This is a genomic window from Sphingobacterium sp. UBA7253 (assembly GCF_002472745.1).
Lineage (GTDB): Bacteria > Bacteroidota > Bacteroidia > Sphingobacteriales > Sphingobacteriaceae > Sphingobacterium > Sphingobacterium siyangense.
This window is the reverse complement of record NZ_DKSP01000023.1, coordinates 1-6,275: the sequence shown is the minus strand read 5'-3', so window position 1 is coordinate 6,275 and position 6,275 is coordinate 1. Positions and strand designations below refer to the sequence as shown.

The 6,275-nt window shown below is 41.2% G+C and carries 5 protein-coding genes and 1 pseudogene; 5 read left to right on the top strand and 1 reads right to left on the bottom strand.

From position 1 onward, the window contains the following. Window positions 1-194: murein L,D-transpeptidase catalytic domain-containing protein (locus B2X72_RS01450; RefSeq protein ID WP_286848120.1), on the top strand; the 194-nt coding region annotated here is incomplete at its 5' end. 91 nt (window positions 195-285) lie between these two features. Here B2X72_RS01450 and B2X72_RS01445 read toward each other — a convergent pair. Continuing rightward, on the bottom strand, window positions 286-984 hold the full coding sequence (locus B2X72_RS01445) for a prolyl oligopeptidase family serine peptidase (RefSeq protein ID WP_286848119.1): 699 nt from the start codon (window positions 982-984) through the stop codon (window positions 286-288). 246 nt (window positions 985-1,230) lie between these two features. Here B2X72_RS01445 and B2X72_RS01440 point away from each other — a divergent pair, with 246 nt between their 5' ends. The 4 genes and pseudogenes from B2X72_RS01440 to B2X72_RS01425 form a co-directional block, all read left to right on the top strand. Beyond that, on the top strand, window positions 1,231-2,436 hold the full coding sequence (locus tag B2X72_RS01440) for a metallophosphoesterase family protein (RefSeq protein WP_286848118.1): 1,206 nt from the start codon (window positions 1,231-1,233) through the stop codon (window positions 2,434-2,436). A gap of 3 nt (window positions 2,437-2,439) precedes the next feature. After that, window positions 2,440-5,478: an SbcC/MukB-like Walker B domain-containing protein gene (locus B2X72_RS01435; RefSeq protein ID WP_286848117.1), complete on the top strand. Its 3,039-nt coding sequence runs from the start codon at window positions 2,440-2,442 to the stop codon at window positions 5,476-5,478. A gap of 79 nt (window positions 5,479-5,557) precedes the next feature. After that, window positions 5,558-5,755, top strand: a complete 198-nt coding sequence (locus B2X72_RS01430) for a hypothetical protein (RefSeq protein WP_145326820.1) — start codon at window positions 5,558-5,560, stop codon at window positions 5,753-5,755. Between the two features lie 249 nt (window positions 5,756-6,004). Next, window positions 6,005-6,275: pseudogene (locus tag B2X72_RS01425) on the top strand (AI-2E family transporter); the annotation flags it as partial.

Genomic DNA, 6,275 nt, shown 5'->3' with positions numbered 1-6,275 from the left:
GTAAAAGCTACGGCTGCCCCGCAGTACCAAGGGAATTTGCAGGCCCTATCATTAACACCATCAAAGATGGAACGTTGTTGTTTATTTATGCCGACAACTCCGAATATCTCACAAAGACACACTTGATCCATCAACCCAATATATTGATGGCTCAATTTCAAAAAAGACCACCTGCATTTGATCACGAAGGCTAATAAATAAAAAAAGCCTGATGAAAATACTTCATCAGGCTTTTTTTATTTTATAAATTGTCTTTCGATACACCGCTACCGGACCAATACGACCCTAAGATTTATGCTTTTTCTTAAATTTCAACATCCAATTGTAAATTGCATCATCATGGAACAATCGCTCCACACTTCCATGCGTCCCCCCTTTTATCACATTTAAGCTCACATTTGCATCCGGATCTTCTCTTTTGATCGCATTCATAATTTTTCTGGACTCCGAAATTGGCACTGCACGATCAGCGGTACCATGATGAAGCCATATCGGCACCTGCGTCAGGTTAGAAGCATACTGACTCGATCCGCCGCCACATATTGCTACTGCAGCAGCCACCCTTTCGGGATATTTACCAGCCACATCCATCGTGCCATAGCCCCCCATACTCATGCCGCAAACGTAAATACGGTCGGGGTCAGCATTATAATGCTCAATAACATAGTCGACAATTTCGATTACTTTGTCCGGATCCCATCCTCCCCGGGACTGTGGCGCAACAATTATCCCAGGTACCTCCTGCCCTTTGTTGATGGCATACAATACACCATAACGCTTTACACGATCTAAATTTGTCCCGGACAAACTTCTTCCATGTAAAAACACAAATACAGGCTGTTTTTCAGATTCCAATGAATCTGGTGCGGCATCTTTCAATAAAAAAGGATAAGCAGTTTCTCCTTTTATAGCATGTATTTCCTGCGCGTTTACGCGCATCAACAGCATAAAGAAAAAAAAGATATACAGGTAAACTTTTCGCATATTTCTTGTCTATGACTATCTAGCTTAATTTTGGAGCACTAAAAATACAATTAAATGACTTTTATGACACGCATTTAACATGTTTTAACATTTCAACTGCGACAGCATTACACTTTAGCACAAAGCAAAGACTTCATCCCATATTGGCCCGAACTGATCATTTCGAAGATTCCATCCAATTATAATTGCATTTCATGCCAAATTTATCTTAGTTTGTAACATTGCGCAAAATATCCAAGCTCTCACATGAAAATATTGCATACCGCCGATTGGCATTTAGGAAAACGATTGGACAGTTTCTCCCGGATAGATGAACAAGTACTGGTCATGAATGAAATCGTTGATATCGCAGACCGGGAAAACGTGGATCTCGTGATCATTGCAGGAGATCTGTTCGATGCATTCAATCCCGGTGTGGAAGCCATTGAGCTATTCTACCGAACAATCAAGCGTCTTACCAAGAATGGCATACGCCCAGTACTAGCAATCGCGGGCAATCACGATTCACCCCATTTGATTGACGCGCCCGATCCTTTGGCACGAGCGTCGGGCATCATCCTAATTGGGCATCCGCATGCTGTGGTTACCCCTTTCGCAACAGATGGCTTCACCGTGTTACAGTCAGATATGGGCTTCATTGAATTGAGCTTACCGCAATTTGACTACCCGATTCGTATTCTTCATACAGCCTATGCCGACGAAATACGCTTAAAACAATATCTAGGCGAAGAGAAAGAAAGTAAATTAAATGAGGTCTTAGCAGCAAATTGGCAAAAAATAGCCAATACCTATTGCGATGATAAAGGCGTGAATATATTGACGGCACATCTTTACATGAATAAATTGGGCAGCGCACTTTTAGAGGAGCCTGACGGCGAAAAACCGGTCAAAATTGGCAATGCAGACTTAATCTATTCAGAGGCCATCCCACCACAGGTCCAATATACCGCATTAGGGCATCTCCACGGGTATAAAAATATCGGTTCTGCCGAAAAACCGGTGGTTTATGCATCTTCACCCCTATGTTATAGTTTTTCGGAGGCTGGGCAAGCTAAATACGTCGCACTGGTCAATGTATCGGCCGGCGAGCAAGCAAGGGTTGAGCGCATTCCACTAACTCAGGGCAAACCGCTGATCCGAAAATCGTTCGACGATATTGAACAGTGCATATCCTGGTTGTCTGAAAACCCCGATGCTTTGGTGGAGCTCACGCTGAAATCAGAAACCTTCTTAAAAGCCGAAGACCGCAAGCGAATCTATCAGAGCCATTCGGGAATAATCTATCTCATTCCGCTCGTTAAACAAGATGAGCAAGCGCTTCTGGACAACAAAGAAATCAATCTTACACAAGACATGTCGACCTTATTCAACGATTATTTCAAATCCAAGAATGGCAATCAGGCGCCCAATGATGACATCCTTGATCTTTTTCGCGAAATCCTAAACTCTTAATCCATGATTCCATTAAAGCTAACTCTAGAGGGTATATACTCTTATCAAGAACGTCAGACGATCGACTTTACCGCGCTTTCTCAAGCTGGGCTTTTTGGTATCTTCGGTGCTGTAGGCTCCGGTAAATCATCGATATTGGAAGCGATTACCTACGCCTTATTTGGAGAAACGGAACGCCTGAATGCACGGGATAAACGCGCTTATAACATGATGAATCTCAAGTCCAATCGATCTTATATCGAGCTTGATTTTGTCAATTTTGAAGACCGTACATTTAGAATTACCCGCGAATTTAAACGCAATTCCAAAAATTTCGATGATGTAAAATCCCCCACGGTTGTACTCTACGAAAAAATAAATGAAGAATGGGTTCCACAGGAAAGCAGCAACACACAGCATATCATTGGATTAAGCTATGAGAACTTTAAAAGAACAATCATCATTCCCCAAGGGCAGTTCAAAGAGTTTATAGAACTTGGCGCTAAGGAACGGACGGATATGATGAAAGAGATTTTTCAACTGCATCGATTTGACCTGCAGGATAAAGTTTCCAACCTCTATAAAAAAAATCAGTCCGAGCTGGATCACCTCAACGGTCAATTAATAGGTTTTGACGAGGTTACAAGCGAACAGATAGAAACGACCGAAACAAATCTCCAACTGGCAGTCGAGTCCTTTGTCGCGATTGAATCGTCGTACAAGTCGCATCATGAAAAGTTCTTAAGGCTCAAAAAACTCAAAGAGGATGTCTTAGAGCTTCGTACGGTGAAGGCGCTCTTTCAGCAATTGCTAGAACAAAAAGGTGAAAAAGAGACCTTACGATTAAAGTTAAACCGCTTTGAGGAAGCGCAAACCAACTTTCTACATATTCTTAAATCCAAGGAAAAATTAGCACAAGAAGGCCTAATTGCACATAAAAGAGTAGAAACCGAAAAAAAGAGACAGGCCGAAATTCAGCAGCTGATGCAGGAGCATTCCTCAAATCTCAATCTGTTGAAATCACAATACGAACTACTGCCGCAACGTCGTGTCCAGGAACTGGACCTTGAATTGATAAGCCAATTGATTACGTTTTCAAATGAAATTAAGAGTTTACAGGATCGGGCACAGAAGGGGCGTAATTTTGTGGAGGAAACAAGAGCGCAACAACGACATTTTAAAGCCAAAATCCAAGAGACAGAAATTCAGATCGCTAGGCTAAAGCAATCAAAGCCTTCTGCCCATGAACTCATGGAGCTGGGCCAGTGGTACGCCAAACAGCAGGGCATCCAACAACAGGAAGACGATCTAAACAAGCAGGCCATTGATTTAGAAACAAGTATAGCTGTGCTGAAGCAGGAACTCCAGGCCATTCATCCGGACCTCGAAAAATTCCGATCAAATCACCTCCTTGTAGCCAGTGCCCTCGAGCGAAAACTTCAGTCTCTCCAAAATGAAAAATCACATCTTCTCCTGCAGCAAAGGTTGACCCAATATGCAGAAAACCTTAAAGCAGGATCCCCATGTCCACTATGTGGAGCATTGGAACATCCTGCTATCAACCAAGGACAGGATATTTCCCAGGAAGTTGCCGCCAATGAAAAATTGATTGCCGAGACAAATGAAAGTCTTAAGCATCAACAGGACCAACAATTCCAAGTCGAAAAACTCCAGCTGCGCTTGCAGTCATTAAATGAGCAGCAACAAGATCTAAACACGAAAATTCAGCTGAATACCAATAGCAAAATTGCGCATGCTCAGCAATTTACATGGATCGGTTATAGCGCTACGGATGAATCCAGCTACACATCAAATAAGCAGGAACTTGCCCGGATCGAAACACAGATAACAACAGTGGAGCAACAGCTTGGTGAGCACCAGACGACACTCGCTTCCGTTGAGGAAAAGCTGGAGAAATACAATAAAGCACTGCATCAGTTTGAACGTGATGAAGCAAGCAAACAGGCCCAGATTGATCAAAATATGGGGAACCTGAAAGCGCTGCGCTGGTCTGATTATGAGATGCGGAAATCCGAAGCAGTTGAAAAGGAATATACTGCACTGAAAAGATCAAATCTGGAGATTGAGCGCGACTACATTACTTTAAGCGAACGATTAAATGAGTTAAACAGTCAATTTGCAGCACAATACAGCTTGGTACAGACGATTGTTGAACAGCTTGCAGATATCCGTCGTGAAAGTCAAGAAACCGATGCTACAATCCAGCAGCTACTTGTGGCTTCATCCTTTGAAACTTTGGCAGAGATTCGGCAAATTCTTGCCGAGAATTTGTCTGTCATACAGATCCGACAAGAGCTTGAACAGTTTCAAATCCAGTTTGAAACTGTGAAGGCACAGATCAGTCAGTCGGAAAAGAAACTCGTCGACCAGGTATATGACGAGAACGAATTTCTTGCACAAGAAAAAATCCTGGATGAGAGCGCCCAACAATTGAAAGCGAGCACTGAAGCTGTTGCCCTACTTCAGCAGGAGCGCGATCAGCTAAAAATCGCCTATGCAAAAAAGGAAAATCTCCTGCAACAACAGGTAAAACTAAATTTACGCCATGACAATTTGAAGCAACTTTTTAATCTCTTTAAAGGTGCGGGCTTTGTACAATATGTTTCTTCGATTTACCTAAGGCAGCTGTGTGATCATGCAAATATTCGGTTCCATCGCATGACCCGAAATCAGCTTAGCCTACAGCTGAACGACAACAATGAATTTGAAATTATAGATTATTTGAATGAGGGAAAAAGTCGCAGTGTAAAAACATTATCCGGTGGACAGGCATTTCAGGTATCCCTAAGTTTGGCTTTGGCTTTGGCCGAAAGTGTGCAGTCAAATTCGCGTGCGGCCAAAAACTTCTTTTTTATCGATGAAGGTTTTGGAACACAAGATATCACTTCTGTTAATATTGTTTTCGAAACGCTATTGGATTTACATAAGGAAAACCGGATCGTCGGTATTATTTCACACGTTGAAGAACTCAAAGAACGTATTCCAGTGTCCCTTTCGATAGAAAAGGACGAAGAACAGGGTAGCCAAATTTTTATCAATTAATTCCGTTTTATTTTGTATATTAGTTATAGCGGTCCCGCTGAACAAGCCTGATCGCTATAACCAACAAAAACAAAAGATTATGGGCTTATTTTCAAACAACAAAAAAGGAAAAGGGTCTCATCCTTTTTTTCATAAAGCGAGCAAAGCAGTAGTCAATACGACCTTTTCAGCTAAAGATTCCAGTCCATTAAGGACAACACAATCCATGCTTTTTGTCAAACAATACGATATCCTAACGATCTTGAAGGAGGTTTTAATGCCGCAGAATCAAAACTAAATTCGAATAAAAAGGCTTATCTTTCCATCCAAAAGTGAACAATTGGTTTGGAGTTGCTGGATGCAAAATAGCGTCATTGCCATTCTCATGGAGCCACCCAATCCAAACTGATCCGGGGACAAAAAAAAGAAATTCAAAAAATCATTGAAATTATAAAAAAGGAAGTTTAATTTAACAAGATAAAACTTTTCTAAAAAAATATTGTCATACGATAAATAACAATCGATAGACAGTATATTTGTCAGCTATATGAAGTACAAACAAATCAACAATAATTCCATCAATCAAATCATGCTAATCGTCATCATTCTGGCGATATGTATATTGATCTTTACAAGCCTATTCTACTACCTACCCGGTTTTCTGGGAGCAGTTACCTTATATGTTCTTTTTAGAAAAATCAACTTTAAGCTGACTGAAGAAAAAAAATGGAATAAATCTTTCGCCAGTATTTTATTGATATTATTGACCATCATATTCTTGGTAGGACCACTCTATCTGTTAATCAACTACATGGTAC